At 69.1% G+C, this 21,649-nt stretch carries 18 protein-coding genes; 10 read left to right on the top strand and 8 right to left on the bottom strand.

The genetic code is table 11. The features are described from left to right. Positions 1 to 457 precede the first annotated feature (457 nt). Positions 458 to 2,365, bottom strand: coding sequence for a chromosomal replication initiator protein DnaA (gene dnaA / locus ACIBAI_RS12860; RefSeq protein ID WP_399033590.1), 1,908 nt, complete (start codon positions 2,363 to 2,365; stop codon positions 458 to 460). Between the two features lie 378 nt (positions 2,366 to 2,743). Between dnaA and rpmH the strand changes: the two genes are divergently transcribed. The 9 genes from rpmH to ACIBAI_RS12815 all read left to right on the top strand — a co-directional run bounded on the left by rpmH (position 2,744) and on the right by ACIBAI_RS12815 (position 9,748). Continuing rightward, positions 2,744 to 2,881 (top strand): 50S ribosomal protein L34, encoded by a 138-nt coding sequence (gene rpmH, locus ACIBAI_RS12855; protein ID WP_003956500.1) that lies wholly within the window; start codon positions 2,744 to 2,746, stop codon positions 2,879 to 2,881. A gap of 21 nt (positions 2,882 to 2,902) precedes the next feature. After that, on the top strand, positions 2,903 to 3,274 hold the full coding sequence (gene rnpA, locus ACIBAI_RS12850; RefSeq protein ID WP_344600631.1) for a ribonuclease P protein component: 372 nt from the start codon (positions 2,903 to 2,905) through the stop codon (positions 3,272 to 3,274). After that, positions 3,271 to 3,624: a membrane protein insertion efficiency factor YidD gene (gene yidD, locus ACIBAI_RS12845; protein ID WP_399033588.1), complete on the top strand. Its 354-nt coding sequence runs from the start codon at positions 3,271 to 3,273 to the stop codon at positions 3,622 to 3,624. Before rnpA ends, yidD begins: the two co-directional genes overlap by 4 nt. A gap of 3 nt (positions 3,625 to 3,627) precedes the next feature. After that, positions 3,628 to 4,893 carry a membrane protein insertase YidC gene (gene yidC / locus ACIBAI_RS12840; protein WP_399033587.1) on the top strand — a complete coding sequence of 422 codons (1,266 nt, stop codon included), beginning with the start codon at positions 3,628 to 3,630 and terminating at the stop codon, positions 4,891 to 4,893. A gap of 15 nt (positions 4,894 to 4,908) precedes the next feature. After that, positions 4,909 to 5,421, top strand: a complete 513-nt coding sequence (locus ACIBAI_RS12835) for a protein jag (protein ID WP_399033586.1) — start codon at positions 4,909 to 4,911, stop codon at positions 5,419 to 5,421. A gap of 126 nt (positions 5,422 to 5,547) precedes the next feature. Next, positions 5,548 to 6,264, top strand: coding sequence for a 16S rRNA (guanine(527)-N(7))-methyltransferase RsmG (gene rsmG / locus ACIBAI_RS12830; protein ID WP_344600639.1), 717 nt, complete (start codon positions 5,548 to 5,550; stop codon positions 6,262 to 6,264). Between the two features lie 371 nt (positions 6,265 to 6,635). Further along, a complete protein-coding gene (locus tag ACIBAI_RS12825; protein WP_399033966.1) occupies positions 6,636 to 7,709 on the top strand; it encodes a ParA family protein in 1,074 nt (357 codons plus the stop codon). Next, on the top strand, positions 7,706 to 8,806 hold the full coding sequence (locus tag ACIBAI_RS12820; RefSeq protein ID WP_399033584.1) for a ParB/RepB/Spo0J family partition protein: 1,101 nt from the start codon (positions 7,706 to 7,708) through the stop codon (positions 8,804 to 8,806). The genes ACIBAI_RS12825 and ACIBAI_RS12820 overlap by 4 nt, the downstream gene beginning before the upstream one ends. A gap of 324 nt (positions 8,807 to 9,130) precedes the next feature. Continuing rightward, positions 9,131 to 9,748, top strand: coding sequence for a GNAT family N-acetyltransferase (locus tag ACIBAI_RS12815; protein ID WP_399033583.1), 618 nt, complete (start codon positions 9,131 to 9,133; stop codon positions 9,746 to 9,748). Positions 9,749 to 9,850: 102 nt separating this feature from the next. On the opposite strand, the gene trxA is transcribed toward ACIBAI_RS12815, so the two are convergent. From trxA to ACIBAI_RS12780, 7 genes are all read right to left on the bottom strand, one after another. Further along, a complete protein-coding gene (trxA, locus tag ACIBAI_RS12810; RefSeq protein WP_344600645.1) occupies positions 9,851 to 10,183 on the bottom strand; it encodes a thioredoxin in 333 nt (110 codons plus the stop codon). 41 nt (positions 10,184 to 10,224) lie between these two features. Then, positions 10,225 to 11,193 (bottom strand): thioredoxin-disulfide reductase, encoded by a 969-nt coding sequence (gene trxB / locus ACIBAI_RS12805; protein ID WP_344600647.1) that lies wholly within the window; start codon positions 11,191 to 11,193, stop codon positions 10,225 to 10,227. Positions 11,194 to 11,354: 161 nt separating this feature from the next. Then, positions 11,355 to 12,275, bottom strand: a complete 921-nt coding sequence (locus ACIBAI_RS12800) for an anti-sigma factor family protein (RefSeq protein WP_399033580.1) — start codon at positions 12,273 to 12,275, stop codon at positions 11,355 to 11,357. Beyond that, complete coding sequence (gene sigM / locus ACIBAI_RS12795; protein ID WP_399033578.1) at positions 12,272 to 12,997, bottom strand: RNA polymerase sigma factor SigM; 726 nt, start codon at positions 12,995 to 12,997, stop codon at positions 12,272 to 12,274. Before sigM ends, ACIBAI_RS12800 begins: the two co-directional genes overlap by 4 nt. A gap of 24 nt (positions 12,998 to 13,021) precedes the next feature. Continuing rightward, positions 13,022 to 14,740, bottom strand: coding sequence for a serine/threonine protein kinase (locus ACIBAI_RS12790; RefSeq protein ID WP_399033577.1), 1,719 nt, complete (start codon positions 14,738 to 14,740; stop codon positions 13,022 to 13,024). Between the two features lie 141 nt (positions 14,741 to 14,881). Then, positions 14,882 to 17,101 carry a murein biosynthesis integral membrane protein MurJ gene (gene murJ / locus ACIBAI_RS12785; RefSeq protein WP_399033576.1) on the bottom strand — a complete coding sequence of 740 codons (2,220 nt, stop codon included), beginning with the start codon at positions 17,099 to 17,101 and terminating at the stop codon, positions 14,882 to 14,884. Positions 17,102 to 17,145: 44 nt separating this feature from the next. Next, complete coding sequence (locus tag ACIBAI_RS12780) at positions 17,146 to 19,536, bottom strand: DUF6049 family protein (RefSeq protein WP_399033574.1); 2,391 nt, start codon at positions 19,534 to 19,536, stop codon at positions 17,146 to 17,148. Between the two features lie 265 nt (positions 19,537 to 19,801). On the opposite strand from ACIBAI_RS12780, the gene ACIBAI_RS12775 reads away from it, so the two are divergent. Beyond that, positions 19,802 to 21,247 (top strand): CCA tRNA nucleotidyltransferase, encoded by a 1,446-nt coding sequence (locus ACIBAI_RS12775; RefSeq protein ID WP_399033572.1) that lies wholly within the window; start codon positions 19,802 to 19,804, stop codon positions 21,245 to 21,247. Positions 21,248 to 21,649: the final 402 nt, after the last annotated feature.

Here is a 21,649-nt window from a genome sequence, read left to right as displayed (position 1 = left end):
ACCCCTCTTTCCCACAGCCCAACCCTGTACCTCGGTGTGACGCCTTTCACTCGACGGAGTGGGAAAGCGCGGCGCGTTGCCGAACAGTGGACAGGCCTGTGGAGAAGCTGGGGAACGCTGGGGACAACCGCCCCCAGCCTGTGGGTTGCCCGTGGACAACTCGGCGCGCGCCCTGTGGGCCGATTCGTTGTCCACAGGCTGTGGAAAAAGTTTGTCCACCAATCCACACGTGGATGACCTGGCCCGATGATCTCTCAACGGCTCCCCCTGTGGACAGCGTCGGGACAACTTTCCGGTCCCCAGGGTGTGGACGGGAGAAAGTCGCCGAATCTGTGGAGGACGGCCGTGACCCGGCATGAAATCGAACAGCGGGTGGCGCGGTCCGCGGCCGTCGCATACGCGAAGGGCGCCCCCGGATCTCCTCCAGGGGCGCCCTCGGCGGTGCGGACGGTGGCCGTCAGCCGTTCTTGATGCGGTTGGTGAGCTCCGTGACCTGGTTGTAGATGGAGCGCCGCTCGGCCATCAGATTGCGGATCTTGCGGTCGGCGTGCATGACCGTCGTGTGGTCGCGCCCGCCGAACAGCGCGCCGATCTTGGGCAGCGACAGGTCCGTCAGCTCGCGGCACAGGTACATGGCGATCTGGCGGGCGGTGACCAGGGCCCGGCCGCGCGAGGTGCCGCACAGGTCCTCGACCGTGAGCCCGAAGTAGTCGGCGGTCGCGCTCATGATGGCCGTGGAGGTGATCTCGGGGGCCGTGTCCTCGCCGCCGGGGATCAGGTCCTTCAGGACGATCTCCGTCAGGCCCAGGTCCACCGGCTGCCGGTTGAGCGACGCGAACGCCGTCACCCGGATCAGCGCGCCCTCCAGCTCGCGGATGTTGCGCGAGATCCGCGACGCGATGAACTCCAGCACCTCCGGCGGGGCGTTGAGCTGCTCCTGCACCGCCTTCTTGCGCAGGATCGCGATCCGCGTCTCCAGCTCGGGCGGCTGGACGTCGGTGATGAGACCCCACTCGAAGCGGTTCCGCAGCCGGTCCTCCAGCGTGACCAGCTGCTTGGGCGGCCGGTCGCTGGACAGCACGATCTGCTTGTTGGCGTTGTGCAGCGTGTTGAAGGTGTGGAAGAACTCCTCCTGCGTCGACTCCTTGTCCGCCAGGAACTGGATGTCGTCGACGAGCAGGATGTCCATCTCGCGGTACCGCTTGCGGAAGCTGTCGCCCTTGCCGTCGCGGATGGAGTTGATGAACTCGTTGGTGAACTCCTCCGAGCTCACGTACCGCACGCGCGTGCCGGGGTAGAGGCTGCGCGCGTAGTGCCCGATCGCGTGCAGCAGGTGCGTCTTGCCGAGCCCCGACTCCCCGTAGATGAACAGCGGGTTGTACGCCTTCGCGGGCGCCTCGGCGACGGCGACCGCGGCCGCGTGCGCGAAGCGGTTGGAGGCGCCGATGACGAACGTGTCGAAGAGGTACTTCGGGTTCAGGCGCGCGGTCGGCTCGCCCGGGCCGGTCGCCGGCGCCGGCTGCGCGGCCAGCGGGCCGGGGGCGCCCGTGGTGGGCAGGTTCGGGCCGACCGGGCCGCCGCGGTGCACGTGCCCGGAACCGGACGGCGGCTCGGGCAGCTCGCGGCGCCCGTCACGCTGGTCGTAGTCGGTGCGCGGCTGCTCGTAGTCGGTGCGCTGGGCGTCGTACGACGGACGCTCCAGCGACTGCGGGCGGTAGTCCTGCGACGGCGGGTAGTCCGGTGCCCCGTACGCGTCCGGGGCGTATCCGTCCTGGCCGGTCTGGGGGTAGCCGTCCTGGGACGGCGGTCCGTACGGCTCCTGCGGGGGCGACGCGTACGGGTCCCGCTCCGGGAAGCCGAGCCGCTGCTGCTGCCAGCCGAAGTCGTCCTGCCCCGGGCGCGGCCAGGAGCCCGGCTCGGGGCGCTGGTACTCCGACGGGTAGGCGGGACGGGGCGTGGGAAGCGGGTCGGCGCGGTGGCGGCCGTACCCCTCGTAGTCGTCGCGGCCCTGGCCGGCGGACGGGAGCTCGGGCTCCTCGTAGCGCGGCTGGGGGCGGACGGGAGGCGCCGGCGGGGTCGGGGGCTCGCCGACGGAGTCGTCGACGGTGATCGCGATACGGATCGGACGGCCGCACTCACGGCTCAGGGAATCGCTCACGACCGGAGCGAGACGGCCCTCCAGCACGCCCTTCGCGAACTCGTTCGGCACGGCGAGCAGGGCGGTGTCGGCCACCAGCGCCAGCGGCTGGGTGCGCCGGAGCCAGTGCTCGTCCTTCGCCTCCACACCCTGGCCGCGACCCTCCCCGAGGAGCTGTTCCAGAACGCGTGGCCACACTGCGGCAAGATCGGCAGGTACATCAGCCACAGGGCACGCTCTCTCACAGGTCCCTCGAACGTGTGGTTCGGGGACGGGTCGGGATGTAAATCGGGTCGGGCAGGGATAAGGGAACGAATCGGAGTTCAGCCACGGTAGTCAGGGCGACCGGTGCGGTTCAAGTTGTTGTCCCCAGGCTGTGGACAAGTGTCCCCCTCCGGACCCTGGTTTGACCGGATGGCGCAGCCGCGCGTACCGTAACCAGGTCGAGTTGTCGATGGCTGCTGCCGCCTGCCTCCGATGGGCACGGATCGCGTCAGGTGATCGGTAAGCGGTGCACTCGGGCGTAACGCGAGCTACTCCTCGTGGGCGCACGGTGACAGCCAGGACGGCACCCCGCCACCCTCTATTCATTACTGGAGCCCCCGAGTGAGCAAGCGCACCTTCCAGCCGAACAACCGTCGTCGCGCGAAGACCCACGGCTTCCGGCTGCGTATGCGCACCCGTGCCGGCCGCGCGATTCTCGCGTCCCGCCGTAGCAAGGGTCGCGCCCGTCTGTCCGCCTGATCCCGGTCAGGTCATGACGTCGTGCTGCCCACCGAGAACCGGCTGAGGCGGCGCGAGGACTTCGCGACCGCGGTCCGACGAGGTCGCCGGGCAGGCCGCCCGACCCTCGTCGTCCACCTTCGTAGCGGTGCCACGGACCCGCACGCGCCTGGGGAGAGCGCTCCCCCGACGCGTGCGGGTTTCGTCGTGAGCAAGGCCGTGGGCGGTGCGGTCGTGCGCAACAAGGTGAAGCGCCGCCTTCGCCATCTGATGCGCGACCGAGTCGACCTGTTTCCCCCCGGTAGCCTGGTAGTCGTACGAGCGCTGCCCGGAGCGGGTGACGCCGACCATGCACAGCTGGCCCGAGACCTGGACGCCGCCCTCCAGCGGCTGCTGGGAGGGGGCGCGCGATGAAGTACCCACTGCTGGCCCTGATCAAGCTGTACCAGTGGACGATCAGTCCGCTGCTCGGGCCGGTGTGCAAGTACTACCCGTCGTGTTCCCACTACGGCTACACGGCCATCGACCGGCACGGGGCCGTCAAGGGAACGGCCCTCACGGCCTGGCGCATCCTGCGGTGCAATCCGTGGTCGCCGGGCGGTGTGGACCACGTCCCCCCGCGCAAGCGTCCGCGGTGGCACGAACTGCTGCGTGACGCATGGCGCGCACGCAAGGGCGGGCCCTCCGCCGCCGAACCGGCCACCGAAGAGAATTCTGCTTCGAGCCCGGCCGCAGAGACCTCGTCCCATGCCCAAGGAGCATGATTAGTGGACACGATTGCCAGCCTCTTCAGCTTCATCACAACGCCCGTCTCCTGGGTCATCGTCCAGTTCCACAAGGTGTACGGCGCTCTCTTCGGCCCCGACACCGGATGGGCCTGGGGCCTGTCCATCGTGTCCCTCGTGATCCTGATCCGCATCTGCCTGATCCCGCTCTTCGTGAAGCAGATCAAGGCGACGCGCGCGATGCAGACGCTCCAGCCGGAGATGAAGAAGATCCAGGAGCGCTACAAGAACGACCGGCAGCGCCAGTCGGAAGAGATGATGAAGCTGTACAAGGAGACGGGCACCAACCCGCTCTCCTCGTGCCTTCCCATCCTGGCGCAGTCCCCGTTCTTCTTCGCCCTCTACCACGTCCTCAACAGCATCGCGTCGAACGACACCATCGGCGTGATCAACAAGAGCCTGCTGGAGAGCGCGCAGAAGGCGCACATCTTCGGCGCTCCGCTGGCCGCGAAGTTCACGGACAACTCGTCCAAGGTCGAGGCGCTCCAGGCCTCGCTGACCGACGTGCGGATCGTCACCGCGATCATGATCGTCCTGATGTCGCTGTCGCAGTTCTACACGCAGCGCCAGCTGATGACGAAGAACGTCGACACGACGGTGAAGACGCCGTTCATGCAGCAGCAGAAGATGCTGATGTACGTCTTCCCGGTCATCTTCGCGGTCTTCGGCATCAACTTCCCGGTCGGCGTCCTCGTCTACTGGCTGACCACCAACGTGTGGACCATGGGCCAGCAGATGTACTTCATTCACAACAACCCGACCCCGGGTTCCAAGGCCCAGGCCGCCTACCTGGAGCGCCTGTACAAGCACGTCACGCACCGCGGCAAGGTCTCCCGGCGCCGGGACAAGGTCATCATCAAGGCCATCGTCGCCAAGGGCCGCGACCGCAACGAGTACGAGCGCAAGTTCATCAACGGGCTGAACAAGGCGGGACTGGCCGCCCAGTCCGACGGCACCGTGGTCAAGAGCGAGACCGCCGTCGCCGCCCAGACCGAGGACGGCACGTCGGCCACGACCGCCGCCACCCCCAGGCGTCAGCAGCCCAGGCGGCAGACCAAGGCCCAGCGTCAGGCGGCCAAGCCGGCCGGGGGTTCGCCCTCGCTGAGCAAGTCCGACGAGCCCGAGGACGCCAAGCCCGCCGCCGCTGCCAAGAAGGCCGCCCCGAAGCCCGGCAACGGCACCCGCAGCAAGGCCCAGTCCGGCCAGCGCAAGGGTCCGCAGCGGCCCAAGTCCCCGTCGAAGAAGTAAGAAGGAGTCCATCCCGTGACGGAAGGCACCACCTCCGCCGCTGCCGAGGGTGCAGACACCCTGACCCGCCTGGAGCAGGAGGGCGAGATCGCGGCGGACTACCTGGAGGGTCTGCTCGACATCGCCGACCTCGACGGCGACATCGACATGGACGTCGAGGCCGACCGTGCCTCCGTCTCGATCATCAGCGACACGGGCAGTCGTGACCTGCAGAAGCTGGTCGGCCGGGACGGTGAGGTGCTGGAGGCGCTGCAGGAACTCACACGTCTGGCGGTGCACCGGGAGACCGGCGACCGCAGCCGGCTGATGCTCGACATCGCGGGCTACCGCGCCAGGAAGCGCGCCGAGCTCTCCGAGCTGGGCGCGAAGGCCGTCGCCGAGGCCAAGAGCAGCGGTGCGCCCGTACGGCTGAAGCCGATGACCCCCTTCGAGCGCAAGGTCGTGCACGACGCGGTCAAGGCCGCGGGCCTGCGCAGCGAGTCCGAGGGCGAGGAGCCGCAGCGCTTCGTCGTCGTACTCCCCGCCTGATCGGTCCACACGTTCCTCCGGCCCCGTCTGTTGCGCAGGCGGGGCCGAACTTTGTCAGCCTGATAGTTCTGGTGGTTCTGGCGTCGGCGCCCGGTGCGCTGACGTGGTAGGGAAGGACGGTCCCCCGTGACGGAGGCAGCTGAGCTTCCTCCTGCTCCCGAGCAGGCGCACAAGGTGTTCGGAGATCGCTTCGCTGATGCGGTCCGATACGCGGAGCTGCTCGCTGAGGCGGGCGTGCAGCGTGGCCTGATCGGCCCGCGTGAAGTGCCCCGCCTGTGGGAGCGGCACCTGCTGAACTGCGCGGTGCTCTCGGAGGTCGTGCCCGAGGGGGTGACGGTGTGCGACGTCGGCTCCGGTGCGGGCCTGCCCGGCATCCCACTGGCGCTCGTGCGGGACGACCTGAGGATCACCTTGCTGGAGCCACTGCTGCGGCGCACGAACTTCCTCACCGAGGTCGTGGAACTGCTCGGCCTGGACCACGTCACGGTCGTCCGCGGACGCGCCGAGGAGGTCATGGGCAAGATGCCGCCGGTCCATGTGGTGACGGCCCGTGCCGTGGCCCCGCTGGACCGCCTGGCCGCCTGGGGCATCCCGCTGCTGCGCCCGTACGGGGAGATGCTCGCGCTCAAGGGAGACACGGCCGAGGAAGAGCTCAAGAGCGCGGCCACCGCGCTGAGCAAGCTGGGCGCCGTGGAGACCTCCATCCTGCACGTCGGTGAGGGCATCGTGGACCCCATGTCCACGGTCGTCCGGGTCGAAGTCGGGGAAAGCCCCGGAGGCGTGCGCTTCGCGGCCAAGCGGGCGAAGGCGGCCAGGACGGGACGGACCCGTCGGCGCCGGTGACGGGAGGGACGATCATGGCGTCGTCGACGCGGTCCACCTTCGGGACCCGCATCGGCGGCGCTGATCCGTCCTGACGGCGAGACGTACTCCACACAAGCTGCCGAACCCATGCGGGCCGGAGTGTCGCGACAGTCCGGGCAGGGCCGCTGTGCATCGTGTTTCACGTGAAACGTCGCTCACTGCTGCACGGCATCATCAGTCGCGGTCGCGCCGCGGTCGAACCCCGCGACCCCAAGCCTCTCGGGTCGCTCGGAGAGCGGCCCGTTCCTGACGGAGCCCTGTTCCCATCCCTCCAGGGAGGCACGGAGTTGTCCACAGAGGTGGATTTCTCCACAGAACACCGGACCTCACTGGTTCGCGACCCCGAAGACATGGGAGGCTCTGTTCATCGCGAGCCTGATGTCGAGGAGAGTGAATCCTTGCGGTCCGACGCCAACATCGCGGGACCGATGACCGATCCGGTCCCCGGTCCCCGTGCCGAGTCGACGGGAGCGGATGTTTCACGTGAAACACCGCCTCCGATGGACGACACTCCGATCGGTCGCGCGGCCCAACTGGCGGTGGAGGCTTTCGGCCGCGCCGGCGAGGGCCTGCCCCGGCCCGAGCGGACACGAATCATCGTGGTCGCCAACCAGAAAGGCGGCGTGGGCAAGACGACGACAACCGTCAACCTTGCCGCATCGCTGGCTCTGCACGGGGCCCGCGTCCTGGTGATCGACCTCGACCCTCAGGGCAATGCGTCCACCGCCTTGGGTATCGACCATCACGCCGAGGTTCCGTCCATCTATGACGTACTGATCGACAGCAAGCCGCTCTCGGAGGTCGTCCAGCCGGTTCCTGACGTTGAAGGCCTCTTCTGCGCACCCGCCACCATCGATCTCGCTGGTGCGGAGATCGAGCTGGTGTCGCTGGTGGCGCGGGAAAGCCGGCTGCAGCGGGCCATCCAGGCATATGAGCAGCCGCTGGACTACATTCTCATCGACTGCCCACCCTCGCTCGGCCTGCTGACGGTCAACGCGCTGGTGGCCGGGCAGGAGGTCCTGATCCCGATCCAATGCGAGTACTACGCGCTGGAGGGCCTGGGACAGCTGCTGCGTAACGTCGACCTGGTGCGGGGGCACCTCAACCCCACCCTGCATGTGTCGACCATCCTGCTCACCATGTACGACGGCCGGACACGGCTCGCGTCCCAGGTCGCGGAAGAGGTGCGCAGCCACTTCGGTGACGAGGTGCTGCGGACGAGCATTCCCCGCTCGGTCCGTATCTCCGAGGCGCCGAGCTACGGGCAGACGGTATTGACCTACGATCCAGGATCAAGTGGTGCTCTCTCTTATCTTGAGGCAGCACGAGAAATCGCGCTGAAGGGCGTAGGCGTCAGCTACGACGCCGCGCACGCCCACATCAGCGCACCAAACGATCCGAGCATGGTGGAGGGGACTCAGTGAGCGAGCGACGGAGAGGGTTGGGACGCGGTCTCGGCGCACTGATCCCTGCAGCTCCGACGGAGAAGACGGTGGCTCCGGCCGTGGTGGGGGGAACCGCTCCCGCGTCGCCACCCGTGATCCCGGCCCTGGCGACCGATCGCGGTGTGGCTGCGGCGAGGGTCGCCGGGCTGCCACCTGTTTCACGTGAAACAAAGGAGCCATCGGCCAGCGGTGCCGTGGAAACGCCCCCGCCTCCTATGGGCGCCCACTTCGCCGAGATCCCCCTGGACTCCATCACGCCGAACCCGCGCCAGCCGCGTGAGGTCTTCGACGAAGATGCGCTGGCCGAGCTTGTCACCTCCATCAAAGAGGTCGGCCTCCTCCAGCCGGTCGTCGTACGCCAGGTGGGTCCCGCGCGCTATGAGCTCATCATGGGCGAGCGACGCTGGCGTGCCTGCCGAGAGGCGGGCCTGGAGACGATTCCGGCGATCGTACGGGCCACGGAGGACGAGAAGCTCCTCCTGGATGCACTCCTGGAGAACCTGCACCGGGCACAGCTGAACCCGCTGGAGGAGGCGGCGGCCTACGACCAGCTGCTGAAGGACTTCAACTGCACACACGACCAGCTGGCGGACCGGATCGGCCGCTCCCGTCCGCAGGTCTCCAACACCCTGCGTCTGCTGAAGCTCTCACCGGCGGTCCAGCGTCGGGTGGCCGCAGGAGTGCTCTCCGCCGGGCATGCGCGGGCTCTGCTCTCCGTGGAGGACTCCGAGGAGCAGGACCGGCTGGCGCATCGGATCGTGGCCGAGGGACTCTCCGTGCGGGCCGTCGAGGAGATCGTGACGCTCATGGGGTCACGGCCTCAGAAGGCTCAGCGTCCCAAGGGACCACGTGCCGGCACTCGTGTCTCCCCGGCGTTGTCGGATCTCGCCACCCGGCTGTCGGACCGCTTCGAGACACGGGTGAAGGTTGACCTGGGACAGAAGAAGGGCAAGATCACCGTCGAGTTCGCTTCCATGGAAGATCTGGAGCGAATCCTCAGCACCCTCGCTCCCGGTGAGGGACCCGTCCTGCAGAAGAGTCTTCTGGAGGGGGATCCCGAGGAGACGGAGTCCTGAGTCTCGGGCAGCGGGGCGCTCGGACCGCTTCGTCTGCGAAAGGAGCGGGACGTGTCCGGTGTGTACCGGAACACGGCCCGCTCTTTGCTTTGAGCCGGTATCGATGGAAACGCATCATGGATACGATGCGTTCGAGTATGGCGATCCACCTGAAAGCACCCCTCGGGAGGCCGGTGCCATGCGAACGATGAGCCGCGCCGGACTGCTGACCGCAGGTCTGGGACTGGGCGCGGTCGGTGGGTTCATCGGCAGCCTGCTCAGGGAACGGAGCGCTCTGACAGCCGCTCGCGATGCGGCGGGCGAAGGAAGCGAGGAACAGCCTTCATGGGGCGTCGGCTCGTACCGCTCACGCTGGACAACCTTCAGGACCTTCCCCAGCGCTGTCGCTCGTGCGTCTTCTGGGAGCTCGACCCGGTCAGTGGTGAGGCCGCGGTAAAGGCCGGCACGTCCGCGCTGGAGAAGGAAGCCTGGATCTCCGCTGTCCTGCTGGACTGGGGATCCTGTGGGCGAGTCGTCTATGTCGACGACGTACCGGTGGGCTTCGTGCTCTATGCCCCTCCCGCCTATGTGCCCCGCTCCACGGCCTTCTCCACCAGTCCCGTCTCACCGGATGCCGTGCAGCTGATGACCGGCTTCATCGTGCCCGGCTACCAGGGGCAGGGGCTTGGCCGCGTGATGGTCCAGACGGTCGCCAAGGATTTGCTGCGGCGGGGCTTCAAGGCGATCGAGGCATTCGGTGACGCCCACTGGAAGGAACCGGGCTGTGTCCTGCCCGCTGATCATCTGCTGGCCGTGGGGTTCAAGACGGTACGGCCCCACCCCATGTACCCGCGGCTGAGGCTGGAGCTGCGGTCGACGCTTTCCTGGAAGGAAGACGTGGAAATGGCACTCGACCGGCTGCTCGGGGCCGTGCAGAAGGAGCCCGCGTTGCGGCCCCTCTGACAACAGCGGACTCCTGGGCCAAACGAATGGGCCAGCCCTGGCGGGCTGGCCCATTCGTGTTTCACGTGAAACATAAGCCGTCGTCGGGACGGCTCAGCCGATTCACTCGGCGATGAACTCCTCCAGGTCGCGCACGATCGCGGCCTTCGGCTTCGCACCGACGATGGTCTTGGCGACCTCGCCACCCTGGTAGACGTTCAGGGTCGGGATGGACATGACGCCGTACTTGGCGGCCGTACCCGGGTTCTCGTCGATGTTCAGCTTGACGACCTCGATCTTGTCACCGTACTCGGCGGCGATCGCCTCAAGGGAGGGAGCGATCTGGCGGCACGGACCGCACCAAGCGGCCCAGAAGTCCACCAGGACGGGCTTGTCGCTCTTGAGGACGTCCTGCTCGAAGGAGTCGTCGGTCACATTCTTCAGGGTGCCGGCCACTACGGGCTCCTTAACTGGTTGGTGCGTGGGGCGAATGGGAATCAGACGGAGGTCTTCTCGGGCTCGGCCTGCTCCAGGTCGGCCAGCGCGGCAAGGTAACGCTCGGCGTCCAGCGCGGCGGAGCAGCCGGTGCCGGCCGCGGTGATCGCCTGACGGTAGGTGTGGTCGACCACGTCTCCGGCGCCGAAGACACCGCGCAGGTTCGTGCGGGTCGAGGGCGCGTCGACCTTCAGGTAACCCTCCTCGTCCAGCTCGAGCTGGCCCTTGAAGAGCTCGGTGCGCGGGTCGTGGCCGATCGCGATGAACAGGCCGGTCACCGGCAGATCCGAAAGCTCACCCGTCTTGACGTTGCGCAGCTTCAGACCCGACAGCTTCTGATCACCCTGGATCTCGGCGACCTCGCTGTCCCAGACGAAGGTGATCTTCGGGTCGGCGAAGGCACGCTCCTGCATCGCCTTGGAGGCGCGCAGGGTGTCGCGGCGGTGGACGATCGTCACGGACTTGGCGAACCGCGAGAGGAAGGTGGCTTCCTCCATCGCGGTGTCACCGCCACCGATCACGGCGATGTCCTGGTCCTTGAAGAAGAAGCCGTCACAGGTGGCGCACCAGGAGACACCACGCCCGGAGAGGGCGTCCTCGTTCGGCAGGCCGAGCTTGCGGTGCTGCGAGCCGGTGGCGACGATCACGGCCTTCGCCTTGTGGACCGTGCCCGCGGTGTCCGTGACGGTCTTGATCTCTCCGGTCAGGTCGACCGCGACGACATCGTCCGGAACGAGCTCGGCACCGAAGCGCTCCGCCTGGGCGCGCATGTTGTCCATGAGCTCGGGGCCCATGATGCCGTCCTGGAAGCCGGGGAAGTTCTCCACCTCGGTGGTGTTCATCAGCGCGCCGCCGGCGGTGACGGCGCCCTCGAACACCAGTGGCTTCAGCGACGCGCGCGCGGTGTAGAGCGCCGCCGTGTAGCCGGCGGGCCCGGAGCCGATGATGATCACGTTACGGACGTCGCTCACGGCTTGATTCCTCGTCTCTGGACTGCGTCGTCAGGATCGGTGGAGCCTTTCTCAGAACTCTCACCCCACCCAACGGATCCTAAGGGGCGCGCATTCCCGCTGTGCCCGGGCACACGGAGAGCGGACACCTACGGGATACCACGCAGAGGGAAGAAGAAGCCTCAGCGTCCGGGGAGCGGGTAGGAGTGCTGCAGCAGCACCTTGGCCTTGGGGGACGACGGCTGATCCGCGCAGGTCGCCTCGACGATGTAGGCGGTGACCCGGTTGACGTCGGAGGCGTCGGGAAGTACCACGAGCAGCGCCTCGGTCCCCTTGTAGGTTCCCTTCTCGGTGGCGAGTGCCGCGTCGCTGCGGCCGATGCCCGCCCGGACACAGTCCGGGACTGTCTCCGCGAGGAGGCTGGGCCGGTCCGGACCGGACTCGATACCGAGGCCGTGCGGTGTGCCGGAGCGGTTTCCTTCGCCCCGCTTCGCGGCGAGGAGATCGGCGACCTGTTGCTCCAGCTCTCCCTCGGAGAAGGTGTCCGCGGAGGCGGACTGCCGCCCGTGCGCCGTGCCGTCGGACGGCTCGCCGTCCTGGGGGGACGACACGAGCACGGAGCCGAGTCCCAGAGCAGCAGCCGCGAACACAGCGCCCAAGGCGGCGATCCGGCGGCGTCCGTCCCGCTTGCGGCCCTTGCGCCCCGGGCCGGTGGTGGAAACGCGTGCCCGTCCGGCCGGGCGACCTGCCGTGACCGATGTTTCACGTGAAACATGCCCACCGTCGTCCCCGTCCGGAGCGGCACGGGACACGCCGGCCGACGCGGCGTCCGTGGGCCCGGGCGCCGCGGCGTCGAGCAGGGCCTCGGCGGCGAGAGCCGCGTCGATACGGCCGGCGACATCAGCGGGCATGCGCGGCGGGCCCGGGAGGGTGCCGAGCAGTCCCCGGATCTCCTCCAGCGAGGCGTGGACGTCCGCGCACAGCGCGCACTCGTCCAGGTGCCGCCGTACCTCCGCGGTCCGCGCCGGGGGGAGAAGGCCCTCGGTGAGGTCGGAGATCTCCGCCACGTCCGGGTGTCCGGCCATGTCTGTCTGTGACGTCACGCTCGCCCACCTCCGCCCTTCACTGCAGCTGAATCGCTCGGCCCTGCACGCGGCGGTTCCGCCCGCGGCGGTCCCGCTGCGGGTGGGACGGATGCCTCCTGCGTCCGGTTCCGTTCCTCGCCCGGCTTCTTGCCGTCATCGCCGCTGCCCGGCCGCAGATGGGTCAGCAGCGGCAGGAGTCTGGCCCTGCCCCGGGCGCACCGGCTTTTCACCGTGCCGGTCGGCACGTCGAGGATGCGGGCTGCCTCGGCGACCGGATAGCCCTGCATGTCGACCAGGACGAGCGCCGCCCGCTGGTCGGGCGGCAGAGTGCTCAGGGCCGCCAGCAGCTGGCGGTGCAGATCGTTGCGCTCCGCGGGAGCCGACGCCGACTCGTGCGGCTCCAGCAGCTGCTCCAGGCGTTCGGTGTCGTCGACGGGAGCGGTCTTCCGGGAAGCGGCCTTGCGAGCACGGTCCAGGCAGGCGTTCACCGTGATGCGGTGCAGCCATGTCGTGACGGCCGACTGACCGCGGAAGGTGTGGGCGGCCCGGTAGGCGGAGACCAAGGCGTCCTGAACGGCGTCAGCGGCCTCCTCGCGGTCGCCGAGCGTCCGCAGGGCCACGGCCCAGAGGCGGTCGCGGTGGCGGCGTACGAGCTCGCCGAAGGCGTCGGGGTCGCCGTCGACATGGCGGGTGAGAAGTTCCTGATCGCTTGCACTGCTGTGTTCAGCGCGGTCCGCCATCGGGCCCCTCCCCTCGGCCGGCTCTCAGCCCGTGAATTTCACTTCGGTGATGGCCTGCTTGTAGCCCGGGTTGCTGTAGTTGGCGGGGTCGTCACCGGAATACGGCAGCGCTGTCAGCCAGACCAGGACGTACCGGCTCCTCACGGGCTTGTCGACGGTCACCTTGGCGGAGGTGCTGCTCGTCGTCGCCGTGCCGAGGTTCTTCATCGAACTCAGCGGCGTGGTGGAGCTGAGTGAGTCGGTCGCGTACAGCTCGATCGTCGTGTGGTCGCCGCCGTACCGCAGCGACAGCTGCGCCGCCGACACCTCCTTGGCGGAGCCGAGGTCGTAGACGATGCCCACGCCCGGCTTTATCACGATCTTCGGGCCGTCCAGGTAGCTGTTGGTGCGCCAGCCGGTGGATGTGTCGCCGTCGTAGGTCTTGCCGACATCGGCGGGATGCTGGGCATCGCCCTCGGCCACGTACTCCTGCGCACCCTGGATGGCGATCGGCTTCGGGGCCTGCGGCCTCTTGTTCTTGTCGTTGCCGTCCGTGGTCTGCGTCTGGTTCTGGTCGTCGGCCTTGCCGCCCTGTTCCATCAGCGCGTCCGCCAGCTGCCAGCTGCCCAGACCGAGCGCGGCGATCAGCAGCGCCGAGACGGCCCACTTGAGCGCCTTGCCCGTGCGGCTCTGCAGCGGAGGCGGCGGGGGCGCCACCGGCTGGGTGACGCCCGGGTGCGGGGCCGGGCGGCCGTAGCTGCCCTGCTGGTAGGTCGTGCGCTGGTACTCGGGCGGGGCGGTGAACGCCGGCTCCGGCGGGCGGATGCGGGGCATCTCGCCGATCGCCTTCACCAGTTCCTCCGGCGTGGTGCAGGGGGACTCGTGGCGGGAGGCGGTGGCGCCGTCGTTGGCGAGGGCCCGCATGGCGAGTTCCGACAGGCCGCGGTGGACGCCGGCGCGCACCTGGTCGGGCGGGATCAGCCCGATGTCCTTGGGCAGGCCGGACAGGCCGTAGGCGTCGGTCTCGTACGGCCAGCGCTGGGTGAGCGCCGCGTACAGCAGGGCGCCGATGGCCTCGGTGTCGGTGCGCTGAGGAGTGTCGGACTTGATGCCGCGCAGGGCTGCGTTGACGGCGAGGCCGCGGATGCGCCACTGGCCCGTCGAGGTGCGCAGGACGGCGTTGGGGTTCAGTCGCAGATGGGCGAGTCCCTCGCGGTGGGCGGCGGCCATGGCGGACGAGACCTGGCTGACCATCTGGTAGGCGTCGTACGCCTCCAGCGGCCCGGAGGCGAGGAGGGCGGTCAGTTCGGTGGCGTCGGGGAGCCATTCGTGGACGACGTAGACGAGGTCGTTCTCCTCGACCGCGTCCAGGACCTGGACGAAACGGGGGTCACCGAGCAGCGCGGAGGAGCGGGCCGCGGCCAGCACGGAGCGGGCGCGGGTGTGGTCCGCGGGCAGGACATGGATGCCGACGGCGCGACGGAGCTTCTCGTCGACGGCTCGCCAACTGCTGAACCCGTCCAGACGGGTGACGCACTCCTCCAGGCGGTAGCGCCTGGCGAGCTTGTGGCCGCTGTGCAGTTCGGGAGGCGAGGCCTTCCCGGGATCGTCCGCTTCGGCGCTCTCCTGTGCGTCGTCGTGTTCCGTGTCCCGCTCCCGGTTCTTGGCCACCCCGTCGGCCGTGGACTGGTCCGCCTGCGCGGTCAGCGACTGCTCGCCGCTGCTGTCTGCCACGTCGACGGCAGCTGTGCTCCGTTCCGCCACCGTCGTTCCTGCCTCCCCATCCGTTGCGCGCTGTCCGACACCGGTTGCGCGCCGTCCGACGCCGACACCAATTGTGCCCACAGTCCGCCGCTATGCACGACACGCGGCGGCGGACGATGGTTGTGCGCGTACCTCCCCGTCTCAGCGTCCCAGGCGCCCGCGGACCATGCCGACCAGCGAGTTGAGTTCCTCGATGCGCATGCGGCGGGCGGCGACGTAGAAGATGCCGAGCAGTACGGCCCCACCGCCCAGCAGCGACGCGAACGAGCCCACGACGCCCTGGCCGAGCGTGTGGCCGATGCCGTAGCAGGCCGCGCCGCTGAGCAGCGCCGCCGGGACGGACGCGATGGCCAGACGGGTGTACGTCCGCATGACACGTGCACCGTCCAGGTCACCGCCCAGCCGCCTGCGCAGCCGGCGCCAGGCGACGCCGACGCCGATCGCGTAGGCCAGGCCGTAGGAGGCGGCCATGCCGACGACGGCCCAGCGGGCCGGGATCAGGAAGTAGCAGAGGGCGGAGGCGCCCGCGTTGACCGCGGCCACGATGACCGTGTTGTAGAAGGGGGTGCGCGTGTCCTCGTAGGCGTAGAAGGCACGCAGGACGACGTACTGCACGGAGTACGGGATCAGGCCGAGGCCGAACGCCATCAGCATGTAGCCCATGTTGGTGGCGGCCCCGATGCCCGAGGAGCCGAAGATCAGCGTGCACATCGGGATGCCGAGCGAGACGAAGCCGAAGGCGATCGGCACGATCGCGACGGCCGTCGTGCGCAGCCCCTGGGAGATGTCGTCACGGACGGCACCGCCGTCGCCCTCGGCGGCCGAGCGCGAGATGCGGGGCAGCAGGGCGGCCATCAGGGAGACGGTGATGATGGCCTGCGGCAGGCCCCAGATCAGCTGGGCGTTGGCGTAGGCGCTGTAACCGGTGCCGGAGATGTCGGTGTCCGCGACCGACGCGGTGGCCAGCTGGGTCACCACGAGTGCGCCCGCCTGGTTGGCGAGGACGAAGAGGATCGTCCACTTGGCGAGCATCGCGGCCTTGCCCAGGCCGTGGCCCTTCCAGTCGAACCGCAGCCGCAGCCGGAACCCGGTCTCGCGCAGGTACGGGATCATCGCCAGGGCCTGGACGACGAGGCCGAGGAGGATGCCGACGCCGAGCAGCCGCTCGCCCTCCGGCGGAATGGTCTCGACGGTCATCCCGGACTCGGCCGCGGTGCCGTAGACCCACAGGAACATGCCGAGCGTGACGATGATGACGATGTTGTTCAGGACCGGCGTCCACATCATCGCGCCGAACCGGCCGCGGGCGTTGAGGATCTGCCCCATCACCACATGGATGCCCATGAAGAAGATGGAGGGCAGGAAGTACCGGGTGAAGGTGACCGCGGTCTCGTTGGCCGCCGGGTCGTTGGCCACCGAGTTCGACAATGCACGGACCAGGAACGGCGCGGCGTACATCCCGAGCGCGGTCAGGGCGGCCAGGGCCACCATCACGAGGGTCAGCAGGCGGTTGGCGTACGCCTCGCCGCCGTCCTCGTCCTCCTTCATGGAGCGGACGAGCTGGGGGACGAACACCGAGTTGAGGCCACCGCCGACCGTCAGAATGTAGATCATCGTCGGCAGCTGGTACGCCACCTGGAACGACTCGCCCAGCAGGCCGAGACCCAGCGCCGACACGATCATCGCGGACCGGATGAAGCCGGTGAGGCGGGAGACCATCGTGCCCGCCGCCATCACGGCGCTCGACTTCAGCAGCCCGGCCGCCTTGCCGCCCTTCTTCGCGGCGGGGGCGGGCGCCGGGGCGGGAGGCACGTCCGCGGGCGGCGTCGCCGCGTACGGGTTCGGCGCCGGTGCGGGGCCGGGGACCGAAGGCGCGGACTCGTACGAGGGATGCCCGCCGCTCTGCTGCTGGTCCTTGAAAAGGTGCGCGAAGGCGTCCGGCTCGTGGCGTTCCTCGCCCGCCTGCGTCACGAGGTCGTCCACACCCACGTACTGCGTCGTCCGGGGGTCGTCACCGTACGGCAGGTATCGCGTCGGGCCCTCCGGCTCGGGCGCCGGGGGCCGCGCCCACACGCGCGGGTCGGGAGCGTACGGCGACTGCTGCGGCTGGGCGTACAGCGGCTGCTGCGGCTGGTACGAGCCCGGAGGCGGCGGGGGGTGCGCGGCGCGGTCGTAGAGCGCCTCGGCGACCGGGTCCTGCGCGGACAGGTCCTGCTCCCGGTACGGGTCCTGGGTGTAGGCGTCCTGGAGGTACATGTCCGCCGGGGGCTGCGGCGGTACCTGGCCGTGCTCGGGCGGGACCTCGGGGTAGCCCGAGTCGCCCGCGCCCTGGCCGCGGTCACCGTCGTACGGCGCGTTCATGGTTACCCCACCTCATCGTCCCGGGCCCACCGGCCACGACATCCTCAACGGTCCACTCTCTCACCCGCGCCGGACGGGTCGGCGCTTTCCGCTGCGGTGTCCGGTGCCGGGTCACTCGGCTGCTCCCGGTCGTCCCGGTCGCCTCCCCGGGAGCCGGCGCCGGACTCCCCGGCAGGGCGGGCCGCGGTGCCCTCCGGGTTCTCCGCTCCGTCGCCGGCCCGTCCGGAGCCGTCCTCCGCGGTCTCACGGGCAGCCGCCCGCTTGCGCTGGGTGTACATCCGGAAGCCGGCGAGGACGAGCAGCAGCACACCGCCGCCGATGACCAGCATGACCGTGGCCGTGATCTCGGTGACCTTCACGTCGAAGACGACGGGCTCGCCGTACCTCTGGCCGTCCTGCGTGTACAGCTGGGCGACCACGGTCGCCCGGCCGTTGGCGTTGGCCGACGTGGTGAACTTCACCGACTGGCTGTGGCCGCCGGAGACCGTGACGGGCTGCTCCTGGTAGTCCTCGCCGCCGATCGTGAGACGGGTCGGGTTCCTCGAGGAGAGCCGCAGCACCAGACGGTCGACGCCCTGCACCAGGTTGTTCTGCACGGTCACGGGGATCGTGGCGCTGCGGCCGGAGAGCTTCGTCTCCGACTTGTCGATCAGCCTGACCTGCCCGATCAGGTCGTTGAGGTACCACTCCACGTCGTTGCGGAAGCTCGCCGCCGCGGTGGTCCGGCCGCGCCACGACGTGGACATCTCGCGGTTCATGGCCCGTCCGAACGGAGTCACCACCCGGGACTCGTCGCTCAGGATCACCTTGAACTTGTCGAGTTTGGCCTGCGTCCTGGCGATCTGATCGAACGCCTCCCGCAGCAGTTCCTGCTTGCGCAGCGCGGAGGGGTACGAGGAGGACGGCGGCACCTTCGTGGTGGCACCCGGGTCGGGCTCGGCCGCGGCGGCCTCCGTCAGATTCTGGGACTCGGACCAAGTCCCGTCCTCGAGGGCCGCCACGGCCTCGGCCATCGTCAGGGCCTGGCTCGCGGACGGCATGCGCTGCGGGGCGACGACGACGCTGCGCTGCTTGTCGGTCTGGCGGCCGAGCATCAGGCTCTGGGCGAGGAAGTGCTGCACGGCGAGCGTGGACGCGGAGGCCTTCGTCAGGTCGCCCTGGAACGCCGTCGACAACCGGGCGTCCGCGACGACCGCCGTCGTGCCACCGCCGATGGGACGCGCCGCGGACGGCGTGTAGGGCAGGTCGCCGGTCTCCCGCAGGCTGTCGCTACGGGTGATGATCTTGTCGGCACCCGCGGAGGTGGCGACCTTCACGATCGACGGATCGATCGCGCCGTCCACGGGCCAGGCGAAGTCGGTGGTCGGCTTCACATGGAGAATCGGCTCCACGGTGTTGGCGACGACGTCGGTGGCGGTCTTGAGCTGGCTGAGCGAGCCGGTGACGCCCGTGCCGTTGTGAGCGAGCGAGGCCAGGTCCGGGTCGGCGAAGGGCAGCGCGACCACTTCCTTGCCCGCGACCGCCTCCTGCAGGTCGGCGAGCCACTGCTTGGCGACCGCCTGGTGCGTGCCGGCGGTGGTGGTGTCGCCCTCGCCCTGGATCCGGTAGCCGCGCGTCATCTCGTCGACCGAGGCGAGCAGGCCCGGGTCGATCACCCAGGTGACGTCGAGGTCCTTGCCCAGCTGCACCATCTGGTCGAGGCGGCCGCCCGGGGAGATCTCCTCGGCCAGGTCGTCGTCGAGGAAGACCGGCGTCTGCTGTTCGTTCGACTCCGTCTCGGCCGTCATGTGGACGGTGGAGACGAGCGGCCACAGGTACGTCGTCTTCGTCCGGGTGCCGGCCTCGTCGGGCTGCCAGGGCAGGAACGTCCGCTGGACGCCGAGGACCTGTTCCCACGGCTGCGCGGACGTCTGCCCGGAGAGGGCGACGGCGAGCTGGTAGACCCCGTTCTGCCCGAGGTCCAGCTCGTCGACCGGTACGGAGATGTCGAAGTGCTCGGCGACACCCGGACTGAGCTCGGGGAACTTCTCGACGTACTTGCCACCGACCTCGGAGCCGAGGGAGCTCCGGACCTCGTCGCCGTCCCTGGCGACGGTGTCGATGGCCGAGCGGGTGGAGAGCCGGGGCCCCACGCGCAGGTCCACCTGGGCGTCGGTGATCTTCTGCTTGCCGTTGTTCGTCACCGTGCCCGACACGGTCAGCGTGTCCCCGTCGGTGGGCGCGCTGGGGCTGAGCGAGTCGAGGGCCACGGACACCGTGCCCGAGCCGGAGGCGGCCTTGGCGGAGTCCGGGACGTCGGCGTGCGCGGAGCCGGCCGCGGGCAGCTGGACCAAACCGGTCAGCAGCGGTACGCCGGCGAGCAGCGCCGCGGTGCGCCGTAGCCACCGACGGGCAGGTGAGGGACTGGTCCCCTGGAAGTCTGCCGCCTCGGCCACGCGCTCGCCCGTCCCTCGTCGTCAGTGGTCGTCAGTGGTCGTCGGAATGTGCGTCCAGGCATGGTAACGATGTGCGCTGAGGGGAAGTGCCGCGGACCGCTCCACGGGATCGGGCGGACCCACCGGCTTGTCCTCTATGTTCCTCTATGAAGAGGAGCGTCTTCGTACGCCTCGAAGGCATCCCTTGTGCACGTATCGGCGGAGACGCCGGTGCCCGCTCGACGGAGACGTCTGTCACTGCCCGGGCCACGTACCCTCTTCTGTTGTGCCGAACGCCAACGAAGACAACCACAGTGCCCTGAGCCAGGCGCAGCACCGCGCGGTGAACGAACTGCTACGGGTCGCCCCGGTCGCCGACGACCTCGCCCGCCGTTTCCAGGAGGCCGGGTTCTCACTCGCCCTGGTCGGCGGCTCGGTCCGGGACGCGCTGCTGGGCCGGCTCGGCAATGACCTGGACTTCACGACCGATGCCCGTCCGCAGGACGTTCTCAAGATCGTGCGACCGTGGGCGGACGCCGTCTGGGAGGTCGGGATCGCCTTCGGCACGGTCGGGGCGCAGAAGCACGGTTATCAGATCGAGATCACCACCTACCGGTCGGAGGCCTACGACCGCACTTCGCGCAAGCCCGAGGTATCGTACGGCGACTCCATCGAGGAGGATCTCGTTCGGCGTGACTTCACCGTGAACGCGATGGCCGTCGCACTTCCGGAGAAGGAGTTCATCGATCCGCACGGCGGACTCGACGACCTAGCGGCACGTGTGCTGCGCACCCCGGGCACCCCCGAGGAGTCCTTCTCGGACGATCCGCTGCGCATGATGCGGGCCGCGCGGTTCGCGGCGCAGCTCGACTTCGAGGTGGCTTCCGAGGTCGTCACGGCGATGAAGGAGATGGCCGGACGGATAGAGATCGTCTCGGCCGAGCGGGTGCGGGACGAGCTGAACAAGCTGATCCTCTCCGCCCACCCGCGCAAGGGGCTGACACTGCTGGTCGACACCGGCCTCGCCGACCATGTGCTGCCCGAGCTGCCGGCGCTGCGCCTGGAGAGCGACGAGCACCACCGGCACAAGGACGTCTACGAGCACACGCTGATCGTCCTGGAGCAGGCGATGGCGCTGGAGGAGGACGGTCCCGATCTGACCCTTCGCCTTGCCGCGCTGCTGCACGACATCGGCAAGCCGCGCACGCGGCGCTTCGAGAAGGACGGCCGGGTCTCGTTCCACCACCACGAGGTGGTCGGGGCGAAGATGACCAAGAAGCGCATGACGGCGCTCAAGTACTCCAACGAGCTGGTGAAGGACGTTTCGCGTCTGGTCGAGCTCCACCTGCGTTTCCACGGGTACGGCACCGGTGAGTGGACGGACTCGGCCGTCCGTCGCTATGTGCGGGACGCGGGACCGCTGCTCGACCGCCTGCACAAGCTGACCCGCTCCGACTGCACGACCCGCAACAAGCGCAAGGCGGCCGCGCTCTCCCGCGCGTACGACGGTCTGGAGGAGCGGATCGCGCAGTTGCAGGAGCAGGAGGAGCTGGACGCGATCCGTCCCGACCTCGACGGCAATCAGATCATGGAGATTCTCGGTGTCCGTCCCGGTCCGATCGTGGGACGCGCGTACAAGCACATGCTGGAACTCCGCCTGGAGAACGGGCCCATGGAGCACGACGCGGCGGTGGCAGCCCTCAAGGAGTGGTGGACCGAGCAGCAGGACTGAGGCTGTGGAGCGGGGGCGGTGTTTCACGTGAAACACCACCCGGCTGGGTGTGCCGAGGGGCGGTGTTTCACGTGAAACATCGCCCCTTGAGGCTTCTGTCCTCCTTGTCTTTCGGAGAGGGCGGGACGTCTTTGCCGTCACCCCTACCGGCAGAGGGGTGCGGGAAGTCCTTGGGTGGCGGTGTTCTCGATCCCTTGAAGCTGAGCTTGCGGCCGTTTCGCGGTGGAGGGGGCGAAGCGAACGGCGCCCTGCGGGGAACGCCGGGCCGCCGGGGAAGCCTTCCTGGCGCGGGTACGAGGTCCGGTGTGAGGCTGTCGGTCCTGGGACGGAGCCGTCCCCGGCGGAGGCGGGAAACAGCGGGCACGTGACACGGCCCCGACGCGCGATCACGGCGCGAGTGAG

This window comes from Streptomyces sp. NPDC051041, from assembly GCF_044456065.1.
GTDB lineage: Bacteria > Actinomycetota > Actinomycetes > Streptomycetales > Streptomycetaceae > Streptomyces > Streptomyces glaucus.
The sequence above is the reverse complement of the archived record's forward strand: the minus strand, read 5'-3'. Positions and strand labels throughout refer to the sequence as shown.